The 26,358-nt window shown below is 62.1% G+C and carries 22 protein-coding genes and 1 pseudogene; 13 read left to right on the top strand and 10 right to left on the bottom strand.

What is annotated here, in order from left to right; all coding sequences use genetic code 11:
- The first annotated feature begins 39 nt into the window (after positions 1–39).
- Positions 40–867: an SDR family NAD(P)-dependent oxidoreductase gene (locus tag NKJ76_RS08640; protein WP_023745195.1), complete on the top strand. Its 828-nt coding sequence runs from the start codon at positions 40–42 to the stop codon at positions 865–867.
- Positions 868–1,142: 275 nt separating this feature from the next.
- On the top strand, positions 1,143–2,426 hold the full coding sequence (locus NKJ76_RS08645; protein ID WP_023689977.1) for an O-antigen ligase family protein: 1,284 nt from the start codon (positions 1,143–1,145) through the stop codon (positions 2,424–2,426).
- A 10-nt stretch (positions 2,427–2,436) separates the two neighbouring features.
- On the opposite strand, the gene NKJ76_RS08650 is transcribed toward NKJ76_RS08645, so the two are convergent.
- The 3 genes from NKJ76_RS08650 to NKJ76_RS08660 form a co-directional block, all read right to left on the bottom strand.
- Positions 2,437–3,528 carry an acyltransferase family protein gene (locus NKJ76_RS08650; RefSeq protein ID WP_352537215.1) on the bottom strand — a complete coding sequence of 364 codons (1,092 nt, stop codon included), beginning with the start codon at positions 3,526–3,528 and terminating at the stop codon, positions 2,437–2,439.
- Positions 3,529–3,705: 177 nt separating this feature from the next.
- A complete protein-coding gene (locus NKJ76_RS08655; RefSeq protein WP_352537336.1) occupies positions 3,706–4,929 on the bottom strand; it encodes a polysaccharide biosynthesis/export family protein in 1,224 nt (407 codons plus the stop codon).
- Between the two features lie 217 nt (positions 4,930–5,146).
- Positions 5,147–5,824: a sugar transferase gene (locus NKJ76_RS08660; protein WP_023668816.1), complete on the bottom strand. Its 678-nt coding sequence runs from the start codon at positions 5,822–5,824 to the stop codon at positions 5,147–5,149.
- 606 nt (positions 5,825–6,430) lie between these two features.
- Here NKJ76_RS08660 and NKJ76_RS08665 point away from each other — a divergent pair.
- Positions 6,431–6,703, top strand: a complete 273-nt coding sequence (locus NKJ76_RS08665; RefSeq protein ID WP_352537337.1) for an exopolysaccharide production repressor protein — start codon at positions 6,431–6,433, stop codon at positions 6,701–6,703.
- A 47-nt stretch (positions 6,704–6,750) separates the two neighbouring features.
- On the opposite strand, the gene NKJ76_RS08670 is transcribed toward NKJ76_RS08665, so the two are convergent.
- The 6 genes from NKJ76_RS08670 to NKJ76_RS08695 all read right to left on the bottom strand — a co-directional run bounded on the left by NKJ76_RS08670 (position 6,751) and on the right by NKJ76_RS08695 (position 12,480).
- Complete coding sequence (locus NKJ76_RS08670; RefSeq protein ID WP_352537216.1) at positions 6,751–8,586, bottom strand: ABC transporter ATP-binding protein; 1,836 nt, start codon at positions 8,584–8,586, stop codon at positions 6,751–6,753.
- Between the two features lie 6 nt (positions 8,587–8,592).
- Positions 8,593–9,570, bottom strand: a complete 978-nt coding sequence (locus NKJ76_RS08675) for a phosphoenolpyruvate carboxykinase (ATP) (protein ID WP_352537217.1) — start codon at positions 9,568–9,570, stop codon at positions 8,593–8,595.
- Positions 9,567–11,486 (bottom strand): lasso peptide isopeptide bond-forming cyclase, encoded by a 1,920-nt coding sequence (locus tag NKJ76_RS08680; protein WP_352537218.1) that lies wholly within the window; start codon positions 11,484–11,486, stop codon positions 9,567–9,569. The genes NKJ76_RS08675 and NKJ76_RS08680 overlap by 4 nt, the downstream gene beginning before the upstream one ends.
- A gap of 3 nt (positions 11,487–11,489) precedes the next feature.
- Positions 11,490–11,903, bottom strand: coding sequence for a lasso peptide biosynthesis B2 protein (locus NKJ76_RS08685; RefSeq protein ID WP_352537219.1), 414 nt, complete (start codon positions 11,901–11,903; stop codon positions 11,490–11,492).
- Positions 11,896–12,165, bottom strand: a complete 270-nt coding sequence (locus tag NKJ76_RS08690) for a PqqD family protein (RefSeq protein ID WP_245259933.1) — start codon at positions 12,163–12,165, stop codon at positions 11,896–11,898. Before NKJ76_RS08690 ends, NKJ76_RS08685 begins: the two co-directional genes overlap by 8 nt.
- Positions 12,166–12,327: 162 nt before the next feature.
- A complete protein-coding gene (locus NKJ76_RS08695) occupies positions 12,328–12,480 on the bottom strand; it encodes a lasso RiPP family leader peptide-containing protein (RefSeq protein ID WP_023684233.1) in 153 nt (50 codons plus the stop codon).
- Between the two features lie 484 nt (positions 12,481–12,964).
- Between NKJ76_RS08695 and NKJ76_RS08700 the strand changes: the two genes are divergently transcribed.
- From NKJ76_RS08700 to NKJ76_RS08740, 9 genes are all read left to right on the top strand, one after another.
- Positions 12,965–14,089, top strand: coding sequence for a nucleotidyltransferase family protein (locus tag NKJ76_RS08700; RefSeq protein ID WP_352537220.1), 1,125 nt, complete (start codon positions 12,965–12,967; stop codon positions 14,087–14,089).
- 145 nt (positions 14,090–14,234) lie between these two features.
- Entirely contained in the window at positions 14,235–15,257 is a 1,023-nt protein-coding gene (locus NKJ76_RS08705; RefSeq protein WP_352537221.1) for a glycosyltransferase family 2 protein, read from the top strand.
- A 127-nt stretch (positions 15,258–15,384) separates the two neighbouring features.
- The gene (locus NKJ76_RS08710; RefSeq protein ID WP_023694203.1) at positions 15,385–15,780 is read left to right on the top strand and encodes a cytochrome P450 family protein; all 396 of its coding nucleotides are present in this window, start codon (positions 15,385–15,387) and stop codon (positions 15,778–15,780) included.
- Positions 15,781–15,901: 121 nt separating this feature from the next.
- Positions 15,902–16,801: an endo-1,3-1,4-beta-glycanase ExoK gene (exoK, locus tag NKJ76_RS08715; RefSeq protein WP_352537222.1), complete on the top strand. Its 900-nt coding sequence runs from the start codon at positions 15,902–15,904 to the stop codon at positions 16,799–16,801.
- Positions 16,802–16,856: 55 nt separating this feature from the next.
- A complete protein-coding gene (locus NKJ76_RS08720; protein ID WP_023668805.1) occupies positions 16,857–18,188 on the top strand; it encodes a UDP-glucose dehydrogenase family protein in 1,332 nt (443 codons plus the stop codon).
- A 31-nt stretch (positions 18,189–18,219) separates the two neighbouring features.
- Positions 18,220–19,299 carry a glycosyltransferase gene (locus tag NKJ76_RS08725; protein ID WP_023711257.1) on the top strand — a complete coding sequence of 360 codons (1,080 nt, stop codon included), beginning with the start codon at positions 18,220–18,222 and terminating at the stop codon, positions 19,297–19,299.
- A 223-nt stretch (positions 19,300–19,522) separates the two neighbouring features.
- Positions 19,523–20,764 carry a glycosyltransferase gene (locus tag NKJ76_RS08730; protein WP_352537223.1) on the top strand — a complete coding sequence of 414 codons (1,242 nt, stop codon included), beginning with the start codon at positions 19,523–19,525 and terminating at the stop codon, positions 20,762–20,764.
- 221 nt (positions 20,765–20,985) lie between these two features.
- Positions 20,986–22,155 carry a glycosyltransferase gene (locus NKJ76_RS08735; protein ID WP_352537224.1) on the top strand — a complete coding sequence of 390 codons (1,170 nt, stop codon included), beginning with the start codon at positions 20,986–20,988 and terminating at the stop codon, positions 22,153–22,155.
- Positions 22,152–23,615, top strand: a complete 1,464-nt coding sequence (locus NKJ76_RS08740; RefSeq protein WP_023684224.1) for a lipopolysaccharide biosynthesis protein — start codon at positions 22,152–22,154, stop codon at positions 23,613–23,615. Before NKJ76_RS08735 ends, NKJ76_RS08740 begins: the two co-directional genes overlap by 4 nt.
- Before the next feature lie 225 nt (positions 23,616–23,840).
- On the opposite strand, the pseudogene NKJ76_RS08745 reads toward NKJ76_RS08740, so the two are convergent.
- Positions 23,841–25,007: pseudogene (locus NKJ76_RS08745) on the bottom strand (polysaccharide pyruvyl transferase family protein); the annotation flags it as partial.
- 177 nt (positions 25,008–25,184) lie between these two features.
- Between NKJ76_RS08745 and NKJ76_RS08750 the strand changes: the two are divergent.
- Entirely contained in the window at positions 25,185–26,357 is a 1,173-nt protein-coding gene (locus NKJ76_RS08750; RefSeq protein WP_352537225.1) for a glycosyltransferase, read from the top strand.
- Position 26,358: the final 1 nt, after the last annotated feature.

Genomic DNA, 26,358 nt, shown 5'->3' on the forward strand with positions numbered 1-26,358 from the left:
GACTATCGCATCAAACATCGTATCGGAGATTCACTGCCCATGACAGACCTTTCCGGCCGCAGCGCGATCGTCACCGGCGGGTTTTCCGGCATGGGCTTCGCGATTGCGACGGCGTTGGCGCAAGCCGGCGTCAATGTAGCGGTCGGCTCCTACATCGCCCCCGCCGGCGCCGAAAGAACCGACGCCGCCTACTATCCCGGCGCAGATGAAATCGAGCGCGTGCGGTTGGCCCTGTCTGCCCACGGCACCAGGGTTTATGCCGCCCATCTTGATGTCCGCGACAGCGAGGTGACCAACCGGTTTGCGGCTGACGCGCAGGCCGCCATCGGCCCGGCCGACATACTGGTCAATGCCGCGGGCACCACCGCCGAACAGCCGGTCTGCGGCCATTCCGACGCGCTGTGGAACAAGATCGTCGACACCAATCTCAGCGGAGCGTTCCGCGTCACCCGAGCTGTGCTGCCCGGCATGATCGAGCGCGGCTGGGGCCGTATCGTCAACATCGGCTCGACAGCGGCTTCCGTCGGCTGGAAGGACAACCCGGCCTACTGCGCCTCGAAGGCCGGGCTGCTCGGCCTTACCCGCTGCGTGGCGCTGGAAGGCGCCGCGCACGGTGTCACCTGCGTCATGATCAGCCCGACCTGGGTCGAGACCGAACTGATGCGCCGCAACGTGGCGCAGGTGGTCGAGCGTGAGGGCAACGGCAGAACCGCCGAGGAAGCGATGGCCGAGATCGCCAAGGGCAATCCCCAGCAGCGCATGCTGCAGCCGCAGGAAATCGCGGCTCTGGCCGTGTTCCTGTGCTCGGATCTGGCCAAGGGCATCACCATGGAAAACATCCAGATCACCGGCGGAGCGCTGTGGTAGCGGCCACAGTTTGAATTTTCGAACGAGCGAGCCGCATTAACGCCATTTGTCGGTTGCATGTTCGTTTTGGCCCTGCCTGCGGCAACTTTACCCCTCGCGGCAAATTTACCATTGAGTGACAGGCGATAGAGGTTATATTGTGCACTGCACAATGGATGCCCGCTGATCGGGATCCGGCAAGGGCAGGTTCCGGCGATCGCGCATGACGCAGAAAAGCCGACCATGGGCGCTTCAGCCCAGCTGAAAGGCGGCAGCATGAGAAATCCGGTACGGATATGAAGATCCCGAAATCCATTCTGATCGATCCGGACAACAACAAGGCCTATGCCGCCTTCGCCGTTGCGGTGTCGGTCTTTGCCTTCGCCTACTCCACCAATTTCGGCCAGATCCTGATCCTCGCCTACTATCTGGTATGGCTGCCGCTGCTGTTCGTCGACTACCGGCGTTTCGCCCGCGATCTCTCCAGCGCCTGGCTGCCGCTGCTGTTTGCGGCCTATGTCTGTCTGTCGCTGTTCTGGTCGCAAGCGGCCGGCACCAGCGCGCGGGCGGGGCTGCAATATTTCTCCCACATGCTGTGCGCCTACATCGCGGCGCGCACCATCAGCACGCGCACGCTGGTGCTGGGCTCGCTGATCGGCATCTTCATCGTGCTGCTGTATTCGCTGAAGGTTGGCGCCTATGCGCTCGACACTATCGACGGCACCACCAATTTCGTCGGCGCCTTCGGCTCCAAGAACCAGATCGGCTTCTTCGCCTCGCTCGGCATCTTCTTCTGCTTCGCTTTTCTGGCCTTCTACCGGCGCAACTGGATGAGCTTCGTCTGGACCGCGCCGATCATCCTGCTGTCCGTCTATATGCTGGCGATCGCCCACTCGGCGACGTCAGTCGCTTCGCTTCCGGCGGTGATCGGTGTCGTTGCCTTGCTTGCCATGAGCAAGGTTCTGTCACGCCGCTACCGCCGCGTGCTGTTCGTCGTCGGCGCTACGGCGCTGGTCGGCGGTGTGATGGCTGCGCTGAACCTTGGCTTGCTCGATGTCGTGCTCGGCATCTTCGGCAAGGATTCGACGCTGACCGGCCGCACCTATCTCTGGGAACAGGGCTGGGCCGCCGCGCAGCAGCGTCCGGTGCTCGGTTATGGCTATGCCGCCTACTGGATCCAGGGTTTTGCCGATCCGGAACGGCTCTGGGCCGAGTTCTACATCTCCACCCGCACCGGCTTCCATTTCCACAACACCTATATCGAGACGCTGGTCGAGCTCGGCTTCATCGGCGTGACGATGCTGGCGCTGATCATCCTGCGCTCCTTCTGGGGCCATGTTTCGAAGGTGGTGTTCGGTGACTGGAGCGCCGATTCGGTGGTGCTCGCCGGCGCGGTCGGCATGATGCTGATCCGCTCCTTCTTCGAGGTCGAGATCCTCGGCCCCTATTTCATGGCCTCGTTCATCGTCTATTACGGCCTGTTCAAGCTGCGCCCGGTGCCGCTCGCCAGGGCAAGGCGGGCCTATGTTCCGGTGCCGGACGAGAACACCGCCAACGGCCGCATGCCGGCGCGCGTCTGACTTGCTTATCTCAGGCGACGGCGCGCTTGCGCAGCATCAGCCGCTGCAGGAAGCGGCGCAACGGCTCGTCATAGACGCGCGTGGCGATGTCGGCGATGACGATGACCGAAACCGCCATGACGATGCCGAACCAGGGATGATGCGCGAACGGGTCGATCGCTGCGGCCTTGCCCGCCCCGGCGATGATCATCAGCAGCGGCGTGTGGATGATGTAGATCGGGTAGGAAATCCGCCCCAGCCAGCCATAGAGGCCTGACAGGCGCGGCGCCGTCGGCGCAATAGTGCCGACCACCACCAGCGCCGGGAAAACAAAGACGACGCAGGCGAGATCGTAGGCGACGCGCGCGCCGCCGGCCGGCGCGATGGCAAAGACGATGAGCGTCAGCGCGATCGCACCCTCGACCCACCAGCCGCGCCGCAGGAAGCCGAGCCCGCTTTGATAGCGTGTCATGGACCGGCAAAGCAGCACGCCCAGGAAGAACGAGAAACAGACGCGCGGCAGGCCGCTGATGATGGTCGAGCCGGTCATGCCGAAGTCGAGGGTGCCGGCCACGATCGAAGCGATGACCAGCAGCACCAGGCTGACGGCGATGAGCACGGTCAGCACGCGTTTCGTCAGCAGGAAGAAGACGGCGACATAGGCGATGTTGACGATCAGCTCGAAGAACAGCGACCACGACGCGGGGTTGAGCGGAAAGATCGTGTGATAGGCATCGCTGACCAGCGGGATGAAGAACATGCCGGTCGTCAGCATGGTGCCGATCTCGGAGATCGGCATGTATTCCGCCGGAATCAGCCGGTTCTTGACGATGAGATAGAAGAAACCGAGCAGCGTGCCGGCGAGGTAGAGCGGGTAGAGGCGTATCAGGCGGATCGCCAGGAACGTGCCGAAGCCCATGCCGTTTTCGATCTTGCGGTCATAGGCATGCGCGATGACGAAGCCGCTGAGCAGGAAGAACAGGTCGACCGCCAGATAGCTCGACGGCAGCACCTTGCCGGCGGTCAGGAACGGCGAGAAGTGGTAGAGCATGACGCTGATCGCCGCGACGCCGCGGATGGCATCGAGATTGAGGTAGACGTGGCGCGGTGCGGCGGGCTGCATGGAATGCCTTCAAGCGGTCGAAAAACGGAAGTTCCCGCCCGCACCCTGGCGCGAACGAGCCGAACTGGTTCCTCCCGCCTCCATCGCGCGGGCCTCGCCGAGCGAGCCCGAGCGCTAGAGCAATTCCGGGAAAAGTGGGAAACGGTTTTCCGTCCGGAATTGCTCCAAACAAACAGGTTACTGGCTGGCCGTCGGCGCCAGCTTCACCTTGATGACGTCGCCCGGCAGCACCGGCGTATCTTCCTTGGCGTCGATCTCGCTGGTCTTGCCTTCGGTCACGCGCACCAGCGAATAGATGAGCGCCGGCTCTTCATTGTTGTTTGTGATGGCGGCGGTCGTGGCCGGGTCCGATGCTTGGGCCATCAGGCCCTGTTGCATGTTGACCCTGAGTGCGGCTTCGTTGAGGTCTGCTTCGACCTGCTGCCGGTCGGCGGCAAGTCTCGAGTTCAACGTGTTCTGGGCATCGATGGCATCCTGCGTCGCCTTGCTGACCGACTGCTTGGCGGTGAGGATCGCCGTCTCATAGTCCAGGATCTTGCCCTGCAGATCGGTGACCGACTGTTGCGAGGAAAGCAGGCGTGCGTTGGCGACCAGGCCCTTTTGCGCCAGCGGACCGATACTGTCCGCCTGCTGCTGCGCCAGGTCGACCTGCTTTTGCTGGTTGACGATCTTTTTCTGCAGCGCCTCGATTTCGGACTGCAGGACCCCCTTCAGATCGTCAAGCGCCTGCAGCTTCAGCTTCAACGCTTTCTGGTCGGAGATCAGGATCTGCATTTCGTCGGCGACGATTGTCGCCAGGCGCGGGTCGCCCTCAACTTCCTTAGGCGCCTCGAAACTCTCCTTGCCGGCGAGATCGGCATCGATGCGGGCACGCTTGACGATCAACCGCACGCGCTGGTCGTCATAAATGTCGAAATTGCCCTTGGCGGTGATCAGGTCCTTGCCGAGCTGGGTGCCCAAATCGGCGTTGCGCCGGATGCCGCCGGCGATGCTGATCGCCTTGAGCACGGTCAGCTCCGGCACATAGGGAAACTGGCCAGGCGTCTGGATCTCGCCCGAGATGTAGAACGGCCGGAACTGCACCATTTCCACCGAGGCTTCCGGCTTGTCCGACAAGGCAAGCTTGCGCTGCAGGGCGACGCTGATCGCGGCCGCAACCTCTGACGTGGTCTTGCCGGCGGCCGGCAGTTCGCCGACGAACGGCACCGACAAATTGCCGGCTGGACCGACCGAATATTCGCCGTTTACCGCCGACCAGTCACGGAACGTGCCTTCCACCGTCTGCCACTCGGCGACGCGGATGTTGAGCTTGTCCTGCGAGCCGAGCCGGTACTCGTCGGCCATGGCCGGAACCGCGAGTGACAGAGCGAGGCACGTGGCGACGAGCCGTGCCGGCCGCATCGGGCCGGCAAGGCGAAAATACGCTGATATGTCTGTTTTCAACTGACGTTTCCGATCCGTTTTGGCCCCACCCGCCCGATAGGCCTGCTGCCGAGTGCCTCCTTCGGAACCTGGCAGAACACTATGGCTGCAATGCGAGACCGGCCCATCGCCGAATAGCTTTGGACCGGATTGGCTTCGGGCCGTGCCGGCCCGATTGCTGACCAGTTGCGGTCGGTCAGTAGGAACCGCGCGACATCCACACCGCGGGCACGGTCTTGAGGATGATGCGAACGTCTTCGAACAGCGACCAGTTCTCGACATAGTGACGGTCGAACGCGACGCGACTGTCATAGGAGACATCGTTGCGTCCGCTGACCTGCCAGAGCCCGGTCAGGCCCGGCCGCGACTTCAAATAATAGACCGCGGCGCTGCCGTAGATCTCAAGCTCGTCGCGCACCACCGGGCGAGGCCCGACAAGGCTCATGTCGCCCTGCAGGATGTTGATGATCTGCGGCAGCTCGTCGAGGCTGAGCTTGCGCAGAACGGCGCCGACGCGGGTGACGCGCGGATCGTTCTTCAGCTTGCGGGTCGCGATCCATTCGGCGTTGGCTTCCGGATTGGCCGCGAGATAGGCGGCCAGCACACGTTCGCCGTCTTCGACCATGGTGCGGAACTTGAGGCAGGGGAAAATCCGCCCACCGCGTCCGATGCGCTTGTGGCCGTAGAAGATCGAGCCGCCGTCGGAAAGCTTGACCAAAAGGGCCACCATCAGGAACAGCGGGCTAAGCGCCACCAGGCCGACAAGTGAACCGAAAATATCGAAACTGCGCTTCAGCAGCCCGCCGATGGGTGGCGGAAAATCTACGCCGACATGCGAAAATGCCGCATTGGCCGACTTGGCAACGTCCCTCATGCAAAAGCTCCATACGTTGAACGGATGGTTTATGCCACGATACCAAAAAAATGCTGCAGCGCAACACACAATTTCCCATATGGCTGAAATAGTCACGTCAGGAATTGACTAAATAATAAACCCTCCTTGCCCAAATTTTGCCCTTTATGGCGAGTTTGTGACGAATAATTAGCAACCGTAGGAAATGTAATGCCTTTTTTCGGCGGGTTTTGGGCAAATCGTCCTTTGCCGCAGAGGGAACGGCTTTAACTGATTTTCGAATCACTGGCTTTGCTAAATTAATCAAGTAAAATACTAATCAACATTGCAGATTCTACTGTAGTATAAAGCGCATGACGAGTTAGGCCACCACCCCTGCGTGTGCATCGCAGCATGGCGGAGTCCAAGCCGCCGCCAAGCCGAAAATTATTGCTGGTTGCCCTTGCCGTCAGTTTCGCGCCTTAATAGAGTCGCAAATTATTCCTGATAGAGTCTGGATGGGTTGGGAAGGCCGGAAGCAACCGGCCGAAAAGAGCAGCTAAATAAGCTCGCATGGCGAATGGGGAGATACTCGGGTGGGTAAGTCATCGCTTTTGCATGCTCGGGCCGGTTGACGGGCCGCCGAACATGTCATTACCAAAATTCGTCATTGGAATGGTTTTCGCCCTCGCGATCGTGGTCGCGTGGTCCTATGTCGACGGCGCGACGGCCACCACAACGGTGCTTCGCGTCATCGGCTGCGCTGTCCTCATCCAAGTCGGTTATTTCCTGCTGGTGTATGTTATGATCGCCAGGAGCGCGCCGACATCGGCCGACAGGGCTCGCGACGCCGAAAGAAGCCTCGGCGCCGACAAGGCGGTTGAAGGCGAGAAGCTCTCGGCGAGGCGCAGCGTGCATTGAACAGTCTGAAGCCGCAAGGTCGGCCTCGGATCATCTTGCAGCCGGACTCAGCCTGCTTCGGCCGGCTCGGGTTCCGATTGCTCGCCTGAAAGCATTTTCGACAGGCGGCTGCCGGCCTTCGCTTTCAACCTCTGATATTGCCCGACTTCGACGATTCGTCCGTTTTCGACTGCAACCACCCAGTCGGCGAAGGCGATCATCGATGGCCTGTGCGCAATGGTCAGGATCGTCATCGATCCGCGCAAGCCGTCGATCGATTTGGCGATCAGGGACTGGTTCTGCCAGTCGAGCGCGCTGGTCGCCTCGTCGAGAATGAGCAGCGAAGGTTTGCGCAGCAGCGCGCGCGCCAGCGCGATGCGCTGGCGTTCGCCGCCCGAGAGCCGGACGCCGCGGTCGCCGACCACCGTGTCGAGCCGCAACTCCAGCCGCTCGACGAAGTCGGCGCCATGCGCAGCGCGCAGTGCAGTCCACAGCTCCGCGTCACTGGCTTGCGGCGCGGCAAGGCGCAGATTGGCGGCGATCGTATCGTGCAGCAGGAACACGTCTTGCGGCACATAGGCCACCTGGTCGCGCCAGCGCCGGCGGTTGGCGGCGCCGATCTCGACGCCATCGGCCAGGATCTTGCCCTCGCTCGGTTCGAGCAGGCCAAGCAGCATGTCGGCAAGCGTGCTCTTGCCCGAGCCTGACGGACCGATCAGCGCCGTTACCTTGCCGGCGGGAAGGCCAAAGGTGACATCGCTCACCACCGGCTTGCCGCCGGCCTCATAGGCAAAGGAGACATTGCGGATGTTGAGCCCGACATCGAGCGACAGCTTGGCATCCGATTCGAGGTTTGCCGGCTCGCGTTCGGCATCGAAACGCGCCTGCATGTCGCGCATCGAGGCATAGGCCGGCAGGTTGATCAGCACCTGCTGCGCCTGCATCTGCATGTCCATGAAGCGCGGCGCAATGCGCATGAACACCAGAAGCAGGACAACGATCTCGGCCAGCGAGAGGTTGAAGCGCACCAAAGCGACATAGATGAACAGGCTCAGACCAATGACGCTGGCGACCTGGAACAGAGCGGTGCCGATGGTGCTGTTGCGCACATAGTTGATGTTGTCGGCCTTCATCTTCTCCAGCGTCGCGCGAAGCTGCGCGTAATAGGTCGCCTCGACATTCAGGCTCTTGGCCACCTTGATGCCGCCGAGGAACTCCGAGACCGTTCGGTACTGCTCCTGGCGATTGCTGGTCAAAACCCGGCCGAAGGCGCTGGCTCGTGCCCGAAACGGCTGCAGTGCCAGGAAGGTGACGATGCCGACGACAATGGCAAACGCCGTCATCACTGTCGAAATGAACAGCGAGACAACGAGATAACCCGCCAGAAGCACGGCGATCTGCACCAGCATCAGCAGCGAGAACGCCGCCGACTGCACGCGGTCGATATCGCCGGTCAGCGCATGGTCGAGATCCGAGATGCGCATGCGCGCGAATATCCCCCACCGCGCCTTGCCGATGCTCTCGAACAGGTTCATGCGCAGGCGATTGATGAAGTCGAGCAGCAGCCGCGCCATGTAGACGGATTTATAACGGTTGAACGCCGCCTGCAGCGCGACAAGCCCGACCAGCAGGCAAAGCACCGTGGTCAATTGCAGCGTTCCGTCCGGCGCCAGCCAGCGCACCCAGTCGCGGTCAGGCAACCTGACCGCGAAATTCTGCTCGGGTCGCCCGACCAGATGCAGCAGCGGCACCAGAAGCAGGATCGAGATGCCTTCGGTCAGGCTTCCCAGGATCAGGCACAGCAATGCCGTGAAGGTCCTGCGCCCGCCGATCCGGGCCATGGCGGTGCCGAAGCCGGCGACATCGCGGTAAAACGAAAAGCGCAGGATCTGCGATGCGGACATGTCAGCTCACCGCGGCCCTTTGTCGGCCGCCAGATCGTTTTCGATCAGGGCGACGGCTTCGCCGATACGGTCGAGCCCGGTCGGCACTTCGAGGCGACAGACGCCGATCTGGCTGGCGAGGGCGGCGCATTGGCGAAGATGTGTCGTGGCAAAATCGCCGACCAGGGCTGGACGGCCGAAACGCGTCACATAGGAAAATTTGATGATTGCCGGCAGGGCGCCGATGCCTGGCAGCGGCGTGATCGCTGCTTTGTCGCTGCGCTCGAGGATATAGATCCGGGTCGCCGGCACCGCGTCTGCCGCAAATCCGGCGTGCAGGCGATGCTGCATCTTGTCGATCGCCGCATGCACCTGCGGGCGTATTTCTGCCTGGCGGATGGGAAACGCGGCGGCCGCATCGGCGGCGAGTTTCAGCTGCGGAAAGCCCGGAACGATCATCGGGCGGTCCGTGAGATCGAGCGCCACGACATCGTCGGTCAGCAAGCGATGGCCGGCCCGGATCATCGCGCTTGCAATCGTCGATTTGCCGGCGCCCTTGTCGCCCATGAAGACCGCGCTCTTGCCGCCGACCGCAATGGCGCTGGCGTGCAGGATGAGCAGGCCGCGCTGGTGCAGGAGCAGTGCCATGACCGGACCGAGCAGCGGAAACGCCAGCAGCGCGTCGTCGACATTAGGCGCCGGCTCCACCTCGATGCGGCAGGCATCGGTAATCAGGAACGCGCCGACCGTCTGCCATGCCAGATATTGCTGCCGCGCCTCGAAGCGGAAAGCAGTTCCGGTCTCGGGCGAGGGTTTTGGCAAGTCGATCGGGCCGACTGTAATCACCACATCGACCGCCGCCGGCGCGCTCGGCTCCAGCTCGGGCAATTCGACTTGCGAGCTGATCGTCAGGCCATAAGCCCTGTAGAAGTGTTGCGCGCGAGCCTTGGGATGGCCGGCATCGCGGATCGAATCGGCGGTGAGTGGCATGTTGGCCGGTGTCATGCATGGCTCCCGCGCTGTTCCACCTGCCTTAGCCACAGCGACAACGCGATCGAACGCCAGACATACTGGACATCGGGCAGGGTGGCTTCGTCCGGTTGCCGAGCGATGCGGCCATAGGCGGCGGTCACCTCAGGCAGGTTGACGTAAGGGGCGATCCGCGCCGCATCTTTCACTAGCACCTTGTCCAGGAGATCGCGGTGATTGCCGAGCATGCCTTTGACCAAATTGGAGGTGAAATCGATCTTGTCGCGCCGCCACTGCACCGCCGGCGGCAGGATACCTTCCATGGCGCGGCGCAACACCGAGCGGCCAAAACCACGGTTCAGCTTTTCTGCGCCGGGCAGCGCCAGGCAGAACTCGACCAGCGGCTTGTCCCACAAGGGGTAGCGCGGCTCGACGCCGAAATTGGCGGCGGCCTTGTCGAGAACCTCGAAGGCGTGCGGCACCATGCCGTACGACAGCAGCCAGCGATGGGTCAAGGTCTCGCTGGCGCTGACGGCGGGCGGCATATAGCCGGCCCTGCGGAACCGCTCGACGAGGTCGGTGCGCATCGCCAGGTCCGGATTGATCAGGCCGCGCCAGCTCGTCGCCGGCCGCCCAGTTGGATGGCGCCGCAATTTGCCAAGCACGCGGTTCGCGAACCGCTTGATTCTCGCGATGCGCCAGGCCGGTCCGTAAAGGGTAAGGAACTGGTAGTAGAGGCCGAGCATGCCGTCGCCATAGGTGTTGGAGGCGCTGCGCAGCTCGCGCCACAGCTCCATCCATTTGCCGGCGTCGGCGAGTTCGTGCAGATGGCCGTGGCCTTGCGAAACCACCTCGTCGCCACCATGGCCGTCCAGCAGCACCTTCATGCCCTTGGCGCCGGCCGTCCTGTAGATGTCGCGGGTCAGCGACAGGCCGGGGGCCAGGAACGTTTCTTCCTGCTCCTCCAGAATGCGTTCGAATTCCGCGAAGGGCGCGTAGTTGCCGACGGAAATCAAAGTGCCGTCGACCTTCTCCTGGCCAAGCACTGCCTCGATGAAAGGCCGCTCGTCCATTGGCGAACCCTTTTCGAACACCAGCGAGAAGGTCGGCAGCCTCGGCTTTCGCTGCGCGGCATTCTGAAGGCCCGCCACGCAGGCGATCGACGAGGAATCGAGCCCTCCGCTCAGCATTGCGCCGACCGCAGGCGTGCCGCGCATGCGGTTGCGGACCGATTGCGAGAACAGATGGCGGAATTCCTCGGCCGTGTCCGCCCGCATCGGTCTTGGCGACGGTTCGATCTGCCAGTAGCGGCGCAGCACCACCTGGTTGCCGGTCACCGTCAGGCTATGGCGCGCGGGCAGGCGGAAGATATCGGCATAGGCAGTCGATTGCGGATTATCGGGCAGCCCGGCGAGGAAGCCGGAAATCTGGTGTTCGCTGATGCGCATGTCGACGCCGCCGACATCGAGGATCGGCCCGATCTCGGAAGCAAAGACGAAACGCCGGTCGCTTGAATGGTAATAGAAGGGTTTGACGCCGAAATGATCGCGCACGCAAAACAGCTGCCGGCGCTCGGCGTCCCAGATGGCAAAGGCGAAGTCGCCCTGCAGATGTTCGGGACAGGCTTCGCCCCAGCGCAGATAGGCGCGCATCACAAGCACGGCGTCGGCAACCGAATTGTCCCGGATGCCGAGCCTGGCCAAGAGTTCGTCGCGATTGTCCAGCCGGCAGTCCGCGGTGATTGCGAGCTTGCCGCCGGCCATGGTCAGCGGGCCGGGGCCGGCTTCATCGGTGGTGTTGAGCCAGGCGTGGCCAAGAACGACGCCCTCGTCGATCCACCACGAACTGCCGTCAGGCGCGCGATGCTGCATGCGGGCAAGCATGCGCTGGATGTCGGCCGCGGCGGCCTGCCTGCCTTCCTGCCTCAGCAGAATTCCGGCGACGCCGCTCATCGCTCACTGGCCGTGGTCGACGAGATGGTTAAACCTGCCAAGCGAGCCGCCGAGCACGATATGGTCGCCGCTGACCAGCCAGGCATGCGCCTTCAACTCGGTGCCGGTGCCGGTGCCGCGCTCGATGCCGATGCGGATTTTTGAGGCGTTGCCCTGGCGAGCAAGCAAATACTGGCCGGAAAGCGCTTGGGTCAGACAGCTTGCGCCAGGCACCAGGCGGGCAGCCGCAGCCACGCCCCAGGCGACACGCCTGAGATCGCCGATGTCGGCTGGTTCGCGCGCGTCGAGCCGGGTCACCATGCGGCGCACTATGTTGTAGGAAAGCAGCGTCAGCCCCAGCCGCACCGCCACGACCACCGCAAGGCAGTGGGCGAGAAAGAGCATCTCCGGCCCGCTCAGCGAGAAAGCTCTAGACAAGTTCCTCATCATGGAGCCTCGCAAGCCCGGCGTCCGCCAAGCCCTTCAACAATCCATCGACATCGGCCTTGCAGCGTTCCGGATCGACATTGTAGCGATCCAGCACGGCGCTGCGGATTTCGGAAATCGGCCGCGGCTCCTGGATCAGCTCCCAGATATAGGCGCCGACGCTGTTCAGGCTGTAATAGATGTTGGACCTCATATCGAGCAGCGCCAGGCCGTTGCCGAATTCGCAGGCCACGGCATCCTTGCTCGCGCTCATCCGATCATGGTCCGTGGGGTTCCAGTCCATTCCTAAACCTCGCTCACAACCAACGCTTCGGCAATTCCGGACAAAGACGCGAGAGCCGGGGTTTGACCCCCGACTCTCCTTAGTGCGCTCTGTTTGCAGAGTCCGGACTTTGTCACCCCAACGAGAGAATACTCAGGAGAAGGTGAGTTCGCCGACCGGCGTATGTGCCGGAAACGAGGCGTCGAGTGCCGTAGTACCGCTACCGCCTTGCGTGATGGTCTCGATCGAGCCGTGGACCGTCAGGCTAGGGGTTTCGTACTCATGCTTTTCAACATTCTGTTCCAATTTACTCTCCACTTGTGGACTGGAAGCGGCCTGTCGATTGCCGGCAGCGAGCTATTGCTGCACCGCAATAGCTGCATGGCAGCATTTATGAGTCAAGCCTGATTTACCCGCCGTTAATCAATTCCCGGTTGCGGTTGCCTTCAATGGTGATCAAAACCGCTTGCATTTTCACAGCCTAGGCGATTTCAGCGCAGTGTCCGTGGTGCTTAACTAAGCAACTGATTTTATTACATTAAATTTTCTAGTCGATGCTCGTCATTTGGGGCGCCGGCGCGTTCCCACAAGATTGTTGCTGACGTGTCCGCAGAGGCTCCGATCAGGCGACGCCTTGCATCACGTTGTACGACTGTGTCGCCAGACGTCCAGGTTGCAGGAAAATTGTCTCCAAAGGAAAAACTGGACGCGGCGCATGAATTTGGCGATGCTTTGCTTCGCAGTTGCAATATAACGCGCCTGGCGAATTTTTTGCGGAGAGCTGCAGCATATGGCATTGCAGGAAGGGACCTTCGAAAGGTTGCGCGCCGCTGGCTGCGCCGACGAAGTGGCCTATGTGCAGGCTTGCCTGCGGCTGTTCTTCGCCTCCAGGGCGAGCCCCAGCGCCGCGCCTGCACCGGCCATCTCCGTTGCCGATGTTTGCGACATCGCCAGGCTGAACAAGGTCGCCACCTTCATGCTGAAGGCGCTGTCGCGCCCACCCGCGGGCGAGACGCCGCCGGGATTGCTCGAGTGGCTCGACACTTATCGCCGGCGCACGATTGCGATGAACTCGTCCGGCATCATGGATTCGATGGCCATCGACAAGGCGCTGCGCGGCAGCGGCATCGATTTCGTGTTCCTGAAGGGGCCCCTCCAGCAGCAACTGCTCTATGGCGACCATTTCATGAAGCCGTCCGGAGATGTCGACATATTGGTGTCGCCGGCCGGCTTCTTTAGAGCTCGCGATGCGCTGCGCTCGATCGGCTACGAGGTCGCCGGCAAGTCCCGCTCCGTCTGGTGGGTGCGCTTTCTGGGCGAGCAGCACATGGTTCGCAGCGAGGGTCAGAAATTGTCCACCGTCGATCTCCATTACCGGCTCCAGCAGCCGGGATCGCCCAGCCCGCGCGATACGGAAGGGTTCCTGCGCCGCAAGCGCGCGCTTGCGATCGCCGGCTCCAGCGTGCCGTTCATCTCGGCCTCCGACACTTTGCTTCTGTCCTGCATCAGTGTCGCAAAGGCGCTGTTCAACCGCGAGCCATGCGCGGGCTATGTCTGCGATATCCGGGCCGCTGCCAGTCGGCTGAGCGAGGCCGAGCAGCAGACTGTGCTCGACTACGCGGCCGAGCAGGGGCTGGCCGACACCCTGCTGCTGGGCCTGCGCGCCGCCGATGTGCTGCTTGGTGGCGCCGGCACGCTGCTGTCGGATCGGGCCACCAGGATCCTGTCACGCATCGGCAATGAAGACCTGTTCCACATGGTCATCGCGCCGTGGCTGTCGTCGCTCAGATGGCCGCAACGGCGCACCGTTTTGTGGGAATTGTGCGGCCGCGAACCTGTCCGCTACCTGACCGAGGCCGGCTGGGCCGCGTCAGCCGACCTCAGCCGGCGGATTTTCGAGCGGGAAAGCCGGTGACGATGAGGGTCGTCATGCAGCAGGCAGAAAACGTTCCGTCCCGATCCGCTGGGGATGGATCATGGGAGGATGGATCGGGGTCCGGCGCCGCGCGCCGGGAGGGCGAGGGGCCTCGCGACACTTTACGCAATCGAAAGGCCATCCTATGTCCATGACAGAATCCCGGGTCTGCGTGATCATCGCGGCGCGCAACGCGGCCCGGACCATTCCCGCAGCCATCGCCTCGGCGCTGCGCGAGCCGGAGGTGGCGGAAGTCGTCGTCGTCGACGACGCCTCCACCGATGACACCGCAAAAGTGGCCAGCGCTGCCGACGATGGCAGCGGCCGGCTTTCGGTAATCCGGCTCGACGCCAATCGCGGCCCGTCCTTCGCCCGCAATACCGCCATTGCCGGGTCGAAATCACCTTTCATCAGCATTCTCGACGCCGACGATTTCTTCCTTCAGGGACGGTTTCGCCAGCTGTTTGCCAGCGCCGACTGGGATTTCGCCGCCGACAACATCATGCTGATCCGTGACGATACGGCGACCGATGTCTCGAAGATCGTCGCCCCGTCCTTTTCGGCGGACCCGGAATTCCTCGACTTCGAGCGATTCATCGAGGGCAACATCTCCAGACGGCGTGTCCAGCGCGGCGAACTCGGCTTTCTCAAGCCGGTGATATCAAGAGCTTTCCTCGACAGGCATGGGCTGCGTTACGACGAGAACCTGCGTCTCGGCGAAGATTACGAACTCTACGCTCGCGCCTTTGCCCTTGGCGCACGCTTCAAGGTCATCCGTTCCTGCGGCTATGGCGCGATCGTGCGCGCCGATTCGTTGAGCGGGCGCCACAAGACACAGGATTTGAAGCGCCTCGCCGATGCGGATCTGGCACTGCTCGAGATCGACAGCCTGCCGGAAGGCTCCAAGGCCCTGCTGCGCAAGCACGAGCGGCATGTGCGTGACAAATACCGGCTGCGCAATTTCCTCGATGTGAAGGCCGAGCGCGGCATGGCGTCTGCCGCCGCCTATGCGCTGGCCAGCCAGTCGAACTTCATTCCCATCGTTGTCGGCGTGGCCGCCGACAAGCTCGATGCGTTGTTTCGCCTCGCCGGTCTGTCCCCGCGGCAGCAGCCGGTGCCGCCCTTGCGCTTCCTCATGGCCGCTACCAACACGGCGGCGCAAAAGTAGGCTCCGCCAAGTTCGGGACGGCGGCCGCAAGGCTGAAAAAATTGCCTTTCTGAAACTCGGAGGTTGCCTACACGCCCCGACGATGGCACTGTATGTTGCGGTGCAGCAATTTTGGAAGGCCAACCGGATGGCTTCAATTTTCGGCTTCAGGTCCAGGGACCCAGCGCGCGACAAGCAGACCGATCTGGCGCGTTTCGACCGTCTGGCAAAGCTGTTGGATCAGATCACGGCCGAGATTGCGGCCGAGAAGACCGGGCTGGAGGCCCGCTACCGGTCGAAGTCTACCAACGCGGCCTTCCTGGTCGAGTCGATGGAGAACGGCTCGGCGTCGGCAAGCAAGCTGTCGGAAGTCGGCGAGTTGACGAAGTCCATCCTGAACTGCGAACAGCGCATCGCCGAGCTGGTGCGCCAGACGAGCCGGATGAAGGAACTGCGTCATTCGCTCGACGCGATCGTCGGCGAGGATGGCCAGGGTTCTGATTCGCACGGCGAATATGTCAAACCCGCAGGTCGCTTCGGCTGAACACGGTCACACGAGACACAGAAGAGAAAGTTCGGGGACGGAGGATCGGGATCGGCCCGTTAGCAATGTGGGCCAATCGGTGACTTTGGGTTGGGGCGGAACAGCACAAAGGTGAATTGATATGAACGCAGATCCGAAGACGACGCCCATGGCGGCAATCGATGCCATGATTTCCGCGCGGCCAAATCGGCCAATGCGTCTTGTATTCCCAACGCGTCTTCTATCCGTTGGTGCGCTTCTGTTGGCGGCAGCCGCAGCTCTGCTCGGCGCCGCGCACCCCTCCCGCGCCCAGGACGCCTCCCCGGAGATGCAAAGCGCACCGTCCTTCGTCGACGATTTCAAGAGTTTCGATGGTTCGCGCTGGTATGTCTCCGACGGTTGGTCGAACGGCAATCACCAGAACTGCACCTGGTCGAAAAGCCTGGTAAAATTTTCCGACAACATGCTGACGCTCGGCTTCGAAAAGCGCAAACTGAAGGACCGCGAGTTCGCCTGCGCCGAGATCCAGACCAAGCAGCGCTTCGGCTATGGGACCTATGAAGCACGGATGAAGACCGACACCGGATCCGGTCTCAACGCCGCTTTCTTCACCTATATCGGCCCTGCCGACAAACAGCCCTGGTATGAGATCGACTTCGAGGTGCTGACCAAGGATACATCCAAGGTGCAGGTCAACAGCTACATCGCCGGCAAGCCCAAGAACGAGAAGCTGGCCGAGGTCGAAGGCGGCGCCGACAAGGGCTTCAACGACTATGCCTTTATCTGGGAAAAGGACCGGCTGCGCTGGTACGTCAACGGCAAGCTGGTCCAGGAAGTGACCAATCCCGAGCAATTGCCGACCCACTCGCAGAAGATATTCTTCAGCCTCTGGGGCAGCGACACGCTGAAAAACTGGATGGGCGCCTTTTCGGACCCCGGCCGCCAGGTGACGATGCAGGTGCAGCGCGTCGCCTTCACCGCGCTCGGCCAGCCGTGCCAGTTTCCGGAATCGCTGGCATGCAGTGTAAGCAGCATAAAGTAGATCTGAACCGGCCCGGCTATATAAGGCCAAAGGGCGTGAACAGGAATTAACCCGAATGAATTTGACGGTCTTTGGAATTGGCTATGTCGGTCTCGTGCAGGCCGCGGTGCTGGCGGAGGTCGGGCACCAGGTGGTGTGCGTCGATGTCGATGAAAAGAAGGTCGAGCGGCTCAACCAGGGCCTGGTGCCGATTTTCGAACCGGGACTGGAGGCCCTGGTCAAGGAGAACCACGCCGCCGGCCGCATCAAGTTCACCACCGATGCCGCCGCCGGCGTCAAGCATGGCGAGATCCAGATGATTGCGGTCGGCACGCCACCCGGCGAAGATGGTTCGGCCGACCTCAAATATGTGCTGGCGGTGGCCGAGACCATCGGCCGCGAAATGGACGGTCCCAAGATCGTCGTCGGCAAGTCGACCGTGCCGGTCGGCACCTGCGAAAAGGTGAAGGCCAAAATCGCCGCGACGCTGAAGGCGCGCGGGCGCCAGGACCTGGCTTTCGACGTCGCTTCCAATCCTGAGTTCCTCAAGGAGGGTTCCGCCGTCGCCGACTGCATGAAGCCTGACCGCATCATTGTCGGCACCAACAGCGAGGGCACCGAGGCGGTGATGCGGGAGCTCTACGCGCCGTTCAACCGCAACCACGAGAAGATGATCGTGATGGACGTGCGCAGCGCCGAATTCACGAAGTACGCCGCCAACTGCATGCTGGCGACCAAGATCTCCTTCATGAACGAAATGGCCAATCTGGCCGAGCAGCTCGGCGCCGACATCGAGGAGGTACGCAAGGGCATCGGCTCGGATCCGCGCATCGGCTACCACTTCATCTATCCCGGCCTCGGCTATGGCGGTTCGTGCTTTCCCAAGGATGTCCGCGCGCTGATCAAGACCGCCGAAGGTGTCAAGTTCGACGCCAAGCTGCTGCGCGCCGTGGAGGAGCGCAACAATGCCCAGAAGTCGGTGCTGTTCGACAAGGTGCACCGTTATTTCAAGGGCAGTCTCAAGGGCAAGACCTTCGCGCTCTGGGGCCTCGCCTTCAAGCCCAACACCGACGACATGCGCGAGGCGCCGGCGCGCGTCCTGATGGAGGCGCTTTGGCAGGCCGGCGCCAATGTGCAGGCCTACGACCCCGAGGCGATGCAGGAATGCCAGGCCATCTACGGCCTGCGCGACGACCTTTTGTTGTGCGGCACCAAGGAGGCGGCGTTGCGCGGCGCCGACGCTTTGCTGATCGCCACCGAATGGAAGAGTTTCCGCGCCCCGTCCTTCGACGCGGTGAAGGATGCCCTGACCACGCCGGTCATCTTCGATGGCCGCAACCTCTATGATCCCAAGGTCATCGCCCGTCACGGCATCGAGTATTTCTCGATCGGCAGGATGGCGGCGTGAAGGCAGGGCGGCACAACGCGGAGCCAGGTTCATGAAAGTTCTGTTTGCAGGCGGCACCGGCTACACGCCGCAATTCAGCGGGGGCGTCCAGTCGAGCACCCACCACCTGGTCGAGCAATTGCGCGAAAACGGTCACGAGGCATCCGTTCTGGCAGCGCTGTTCGGCGACGGCATGTTCGGCTTCAGGGCGCGCGCCAAGATGAAGCTCCTTCGTCAGCGCGCGGTCATCGACAATTTCCCGGGCTATCCGGTTGTACGGGCGTGGTTCCCCTGGGAAGCGGCCGACTTCGCCGTCAAAAAGTTGAGGCCGGATGTCGCGGTCGTGCAATGCCACAATTCGGTGCCGATCGGCAGAGAGTTGCAGAGGCTTGGCGTGCCGCTGACCGTCTATCTGAGGAATGTCGAATTCGACGAATTGGCCGGCGATCTGCGTGAGCTCCATTCGGCGGTCTATATCGCCAACTCCGAGTTCACCGCGCGCGCCTATAAGGCAAAATTCGATATCGATTCGACGGTTATTCCGCCGACCATCAATCCCGCGTTCTACAGCACACCGACGACCGGTGAATTTGTCACGCTCATCAATCCATATGAGGAAAAAGGCTTCGATCTTGCGGTGCGCATTGCCGCCGCCTGTCCCGAGATCCCGTTCCTGTTCGTCGAAAGCTGGAAGCTCGACGACGATCATCGAGCCCGGATCGAAGCAACAATCTCTCCCCTCCAGAACGTCAAGCTGGAAAGCCGCACCAGCGACATGAAGACGGTCTACGGCCGCACGAAAATCCTGCTTGCGCCCAGCAAATGGGAAGAAGCCTGGGGCCGGGTGGCCTCGGAAGCGCATTGTAGTGGCATTCCCGTGGTCGGCTCGCGGCGCGGCGGTCTGCCGGAAGCGATCGGCGCCGGCGGCGTGGTACTGGACTACGACGCCCCGCTCGCCGACTGGGTCGCAACGGTCAGGCGGCTGTGGAGCGACGAGGCCGAGTACAAGCGGCTGTCAGCGACAGCACGTCAGTTTTCGGAGCGGCGGCAAATGAACCCCGACAGCCAGTTCGCAACGTTCATGGGCGTTCTCGACCGCGCAAGACGTGTCGGTTTGGAGCGCGCAGCCTAAACGCGTCGTGTTGCAGTTCAGCTGAGACGCTGCACGACCGTGGTCGCGCAAAGTTCCCGTTAGCCAGGTCCAGACGTCGTGCGCCCGTCCGGATCACTTTTAATTGCTGCAGTGCAATATTTTGTGGCACTGCAGCAATCAACGTGTATTCTGCCTGTCTACATTAGGGCTTCTGCGATATGGACCGCTTGGTCCGAGCAAGCCCCAACCTTATGGGCGGGTCATGCGCGTGGGCTTTGTCGTCGGCGAATTCCCTCTGCTTTCGGAAACCTTCGTCGTGGACCAGATGGCTGGGCTGCTGGCGCGGGGCTTTCAGGTCGAAGTGGTCTGCGAAAAGATGCAAGGTGACCACCGAATTGACCGGCAAAGCGAGCCGATGGCGACGCTGCTCGCCAGAACCCGACATTGGTGGCGATGGGCCGCTGTAATCAGCAAATTTGTACAGCGTCTGCCGCCGCGTCTGCGATACAAGGCCTCGACCGTTCTCGACATCGCCTTTGCACGCCGCCTGAACCGCTGCGACGTGATTGTCGCCCACTTCGGACAGAACGGCGAGAGAGCAGCCGCACTGAAGAAATGGAAGGTGCTCAAACCACCGATCATAACCATCTTTCACGGCGCGGACGTGGCGATCCCGGCGCGGCAGGCAGTGCTCGCGACACAATATGCCGGGCTGACCAAGCATGGGACCCTGAACCTGCCCGTCAACGATTACTTCCGCACGATGCTGCTGGAAGCCGGCCTGTCCCAGGCGAGCACGACGGTCCACCATATGGGAATTGACACCCGCGAAATCGGCTATCGCTGGGAATCGTGGGAAGGCACCCAACTGGTCGTGACGACGGTTTGCCGCCTGGTCGAAAAGAAAGGCGTCGAGTTCGCCTTGCGAGCCCTGGCCTCCCTCAAGGCCTCCCAGCCGCAGCTAGACTGGCGTTACGACATTGTTGGCGACGGTCCTCTGCGGATGAATCTGGAGAAGCTGGCCGTAGAGCTGGGCTTGGCTGGTCGCGTAACATTCCTCGGCAGCCTCCCTCACGCAGAGGTGAAAAGACGACTTCGCATGGCGCATCTCTTTTTGCTGCCAAGTATCATTGCCAGCGACGGGGATATGGAAGGCATTCCGGTCGCGCTCATGGAGGCCATGGCCGCCGGATTGATTGCGGTCAGCACGTATCATTCGGGAATCCCGGAGCTCATCAAGGATGGGGAGACGGGGTTGCTTGCGCCCGAGCGAGATATTTCAGCGCTTGCCGGCAAGCTTGCCTGGGCCGCGGAGCACCCGACCGAATGCGAGCGTATCGCGCTTGCCGCACGCCGCAAAGTCGAGGAGGACTTCAACGCAGATGTTCTGAATGAACGTTTTGCGCAGATCGTTACCCAACTGGCCACATCGAGCCCTGCGCATGCACCCACCGGTCATGTCGGCGTTTCCGAGGGCTTGGCGGATCCTTCATCTGCCGGCTGACACTGCTCCTCTGCGTTTGATCGGCAGGCACGCCAAGCTGAGGGAAATCTTGCTACACTGCACCAAAAATGTTGCAGTGCAGCAAGACCTGTACTAACGTTCCTGCGGGTGGGCCAACAGCGGTAGAGTTCCATGCTGCATGTCTTGTGCTTCCGCCACCCTGTCTTCGGCCCGGCTTTTGTCAAAGGGACACCGGCTCCCCGGACGAGCGCATCCTGCCGATGAAGATCTGCTTTGTAGTCGACAAGTTTCCCTCATTGTCCGAAACCTTTGTTCTCGACCAGATAGCCGGATGCCTTGAGCGCGGCATGGAAGTCGGCGTCGTCTGCAACGAGACGTCCTTCGGCAGGGACAGCAACATCGATGATCCGCGCTGGCAGGCGTTGCCAGGAAAGGTCGTATGCTGGTGGGGTGGCCTGGGTCGCTATCGCCCGCTGCTCAGGAAGTGGTCCGGCAGGTTCTGGGACAAGCTCTCGACCGCCATCGACATTGCTCATGCGCGAAAACTGCAGGGCGCCGACGTCATCGTTGCCCATTTCGGCAACAACGGCATGCGCGTGGCCCGCGCGATCAAGCGCGGGAGGATTTCCGCTCCCCTGGTGACGATATTTCACGGCCGTGATGTCGGCGAACCGCTGCATGACAATACGCTCGCGCGCTACAAGATTGTGTTCGAAAAGGGCGTTCTTCAACTGCCGGTGAATGCGTTTTTCCGCGATGCCTTGATTGAGGTCGGTGCATCGCCGGAGCAGGTTGTGGTTCACCATATGGGGGTGCGGCCGAGTGACATCGACTATCGGTGGCGTCCATGGGAGCAGGCTACGCTCTCTTTCATCTCGGTCTGCCGCCTGACTGAAAAGAAGGGCATCGAATATGCGCTTCGCGCGCTTGCTGGCCTGCCGCGGCGAGACTGGATCTACTCGGTGATCGGCGGCGGAGAACTTCTCGAGCAGCTGAAGGGGATCGCCGCAGAGCTCGGCATTGCCGACAGGGTGAATTTTCTTGGGCCCCGGCCGCACAGCGAAGTCAAACAGCGTCTGCGCGATGCGCATGTGTTCCTGCTGCCCAGCGTCGGCGCCCGCGATGGCGATCTGGAAGGCATTCCGGTTTCGCTGATGGAAGCGATGGCCGCCGGCCTGACGGTGGTCAGCACATATCATTCCGGGATCCCTGAACTGATCGATGATCACAAGACGGGTTTTCTCGTGGCTGAGCGGGACGTTGCGGCGCTGACCGGCAAGCTTGCCTGGATCGCCGAGAATCCGAAGCCGTGTGAAGGGATCGCTCTCGCGGCGCGCAAGAAGATCGAGGCGGAGTTCAACTCCGATCTGCTGAACCAACATTTCGTGGAAATCGCCATGCGGCTTGGCGAAACGAGGTCGCTTGCATGAACGCCAATCCGCCCCCCCAATTCGGTCGTGTCGCCCTGCGCGGCGGGCTGGTAACCATCGGCGCCCAGGGCTTCAAGATGGCGATCCAGTTTCTCTCCGTCATCGTGCTGGCCCGTCTGCTCGTCCCCGAGGATTTCGGTCTGGTGGCTTCCGTCGGGCCGATCGTCGCCTTCGTCGGGCTGCTTCAGAATCTGGGCCTGCAGCAGGCTGTGGTTCAGCGCAAGGACATCAGCAACCAGCAGCTCAACCAGGTGTTCTGGATCAGCGCGCTCGTCGGGCTGGGTAGTGCCGTGGTAGTGGCCGGCCTGGCGCCTGCCATCGCCGCGTTCTATGGCGATCAACGTATGTCCGGCATCACCCTTGGCTCCGCCCTGCCGCTGCTTCTCGGCAGTCTCGCCGCAGTGCCGCTGGCGTTGATGAACCGGCACCTGCAGTTCGGCCAGCTCGCACTGAACGACGTGATAAGCGCCGCCGCCGGACTTCTGGCCGCCGCGATCGCGGCCTATGCGGGGTTGGGCTACTGGTCGCTGGTCATCGGCCCGGCGGTTTCGGCAGCTATCGCCCTGGCTGCCGCCTGGCTGGTGGCGCGTTGGACGCCTTTGCGGCCGGACCTGAAGGTCGATGCCGATATATTGTCGTTCGGCGCCAACCTGACCGGCTTCAACCTCGCCAACTTCTTCTCGCGCAATCTCGACAACATTCTCATCGGAAAATATTCCGGTGCGATCGAACTCGGCTATTACGACCGCGCCTACAAGCTCCTGTTGTTCCCGCTGCAGAACATCAACCAGCCGCTGACACGGGTCATGGTGCCGCTGCTCAGCCGCATCCACGATGACAAGGCCCGCTTTCGCGATATCTATGTGCGCACCAACTGGATGCTGGCGGCCGTTACCATGCCGGGCATCGCGGCGCTGACGCTGACCTCCAATCAGATCGTCGGACTTCTCTTCGGCGCGGGCTGGGCACCGGTCGCACCGATCTTTGCCTGGCTGGGCATCGCCAGCCTGGTCCAGTCCGTTTCAAGCACGACGGGATGGATATTCATCTGTCAGGGCAAGACGAAGACCATGTTCCATTGGGGCATCTATTCGTCGCTGACGACCGTCGCTGCCTTCGTCGTTGGCCTGCACTGGGGCGCCGTCGGCGTTGCCGCGGCCTATGCCATCAGCGGTTACGTGCTGCGCGTTCCCGTGCTGGCGCTACTGGTCCATCGCGTCGGTCCGGTGACCGCCGCCGACTTCCTGCTCATGCAGGGGCTTTTCATCGCCTCGTCCCTGCTTGCCTGGTTCCTGTACCTGTGGTTGCCGGCGTCTCTAACGGGCCAGTCAGACCTGCTCGCGGTCTTTTTGGCGCTTGCCCTCAACTACGGCATCGGTCTCGTTTTCATGCTTGCCGTCCCGCAGTCGCGACGCGCTTTGTTCACCACCCTGTCCAACGCCGCGCGCAATATCCGCTGAGCGGCCGGCGATCAGCGGCGCCAGCAGGTTTGTGGCCGACATTGCCGAAGCATGTTCTTCGAGCACGGCCTGAAGGCTTGTCTTGCGATAGCGGTCAAGATTTCCCGCAAACCGGCCGAGCTTTTCGCGCGCCTCTTCGGGCGTCACGGTGTCGATGTCGAGCAGCACATCGTCGACACCGATTCGCTTGGCCACTTCCTTGGTTTTGAACTCGTAGGCGATCGGCAGCACCGGCGTGCCGACGCAAAGCGACATGATCATCATATGCATGCGCGTCGCGACGACGAAGTCGAAGCCCTTCACCAGCGCCATCAACTGGTCCGGCGTGTGGAACGAAGCGTCCACCGTTACGTGGCTGGCGATCTCAGGATCGAGCTCGGCAACGATGGCCTGCGCGGTCTTGGAATCGTCATGGGCATATTCCGGCACGCCCTGACACGTGGAGACGAAGGTCACCTCCTTGCCAAGGTCCCTGACAAGAATTGTGGCGATCTCGCGGACCGAATCCAGATAGCGGCGCATGCCGCCCTCACCGTCGCTGACGTAGTTCCAGTGGCGGACCGAAATAGCGACGCGGCCCGTCGACGCCGGCGGCTGGCTGGAAGCGAGACGCTTGCCGATCCTGTCGGTATCGGCCAAGGCGAATACGGCATCGGCCACCACGTGGCACTTGCCGAGATCCTTCACCAAGTCCCGGATATGGGTCCGCGACCGTTCGTCGCGCAGCAGGATGAGCGGGCTGCGGTCAAAGATCGGGCCGAGCTCCTGGCGGTTGTAACTTTTGTCGAACGGACCGAGGGATTGCGTGAAGAAGACCGGATCCTTGCCAAATACGGCATCGAGCCTGAACTGATTGAGGCGTCGTTCGAGATTGTAGTTCTCGACGAGATAGGTTCCCCCTGTGGTGACCACCATGTCCGCGTCGGCGTAGATATCGAGACCGCGCCGGTCGCGATGGCTGAAAAAATTGCCTAGCGCGCTGCTGCCAAACCAGCGCAGGGCCTGGAGAACGAGCCGATTGTAGATCGGCTTGAACCGGTCCCTCAGCCCGCTGCCATTCTTGTATCGGAACAGGGATTCCGACAGCAGCTTATGAAATTCGAGGTCGGGATAATCCGTCTTCGGATAGAGTCGTTCCGCAACCTCGGGCTGGCTGTCGAAGACGGCAAACCGCACGTCGCCTTGCACGATCGTCTTGAGAATGTGGCGGACCGCCAGCAGAATCGCCGCATCCCCGGTATTCAGGCAGACTGTGTTTTCAACGACGATCTTCATGGGATACCTCATTTCGTCAGCAGATTCCGCGGCGGGGCCTGCGGTGCCTAGGACGGGCATGGTGACCGAAAACACCAACGCCAGGACGATCCCGATGCGGCTCGCGTCACAATTCATCGCTGCATCGGGCTGGGTGACCAGTCAGAGCGGCGCTCAAGCCCGACGAAGGGTAACGCATCAATTTTGCAGTGCAACAAAAAACGTGCACTTATGCTACGGCGCACCAAAAATGTTGCGATGCAGCAAAAGCTGGGTTAGCATTCCCGTGGGTGGGCCAACAGCGGTCGAGTTTTCATGCTGCATGTCTTGTACCTTGTGCACGATGTTTCCGACCCGGCGGTGCGCCGGCGGATCATAATGCTCAAGGCAGGCGGCGCGCGGGTCACGTTGGCCGGCTTCCGTCGGACCACAAATGCTGTTCCCGACGTCGAGGGGCTGCAGCCGGTCGACCTCGGCGCGACGCGTGACGGCCGATTCGGCCAGCGTCTGGCGGCGGTCGCCAAGGCGGCGCTGTCGATAGGCTCGAAGCTTGCGGCGATGCCGAAGCCCGACCTCATCATCGCGCGCAATCTGGAAATGCTGGCGCTGGCCAGGCGCGCCAAGGCCGCCTTTCGCGGCGGCGTGCCGATCGTCTACGAATGCCTCGACATCCATCGCCTGGTGCTGCGCAATGACATGCTGGGCAAAGCACTGCGCACAGCGGAGCGTTATCTCGCCCGCGACGTGAAGCTTCTGGTGACGAGCTCACCGGCCTTCATCGCCAATTATTTCAAGCCGTTCGGGCAGGTCGCCGCACCGGTGGAACTGGTCGAAAACAAATACTTCGAAACCGCGCCGATCGCCTTGGATGACAGGTCAAAGGCCGAAAACCCTGCAGCACCTCCGTGGCGCATCGGCTGGTTCGGCGCGCTGCGCTGCCGCCGCTCGCTGGAGCTGCTGGCCGACTTCACGCGCCGTCAGGGCGGGCGCTTCGAGGTCGTCCTCCGGGGCCGTCCGGCACTCTCGGAATTCCCGGATTTCCACGCTTTTGTCGAGGCCGAACCCTATCTCTCCTTTCGTGGCCCCTACCGCAACCCGGAAGACATGGCCGCGATCTACGGCGAAGTGCATTTTTCCTGGGCGATCGATTTCTTCGAGGAAGGGCAGAATTCGGAATGGCTGCTGCCCAACCGCCTCTATGAGGGCTGCCGCTTCGGCGCCGTACCGATCTCGATGGGCACTACCGAGACGGGGCGCTTTCTCAACCAGCAGGACATTGGCATCCTGCTTTCTGCTGCCACGCCCGAAATCCTGGAAACCGCGCTCGGCCGCATGGACCAGGAGCACTTCGGCAAGGCCAAGGCGCGTGTGCTGGCCCGCAACCCACGAACCTGGAGCTACGACCGCAGCGACTGCCGCGCCTTTGTCGACAGGCTGCGCGGTCTGGCGGCGGTCCCCGGTCCCTTCGTGACCGAAGCGCTGGCTTAGC

The organism is Mesorhizobium sp. M0029 (assembly GCF_040323735.1).
Classification (GTDB): Bacteria; Pseudomonadota; Alphaproteobacteria; order Rhizobiales; family Rhizobiaceae; genus Mesorhizobium.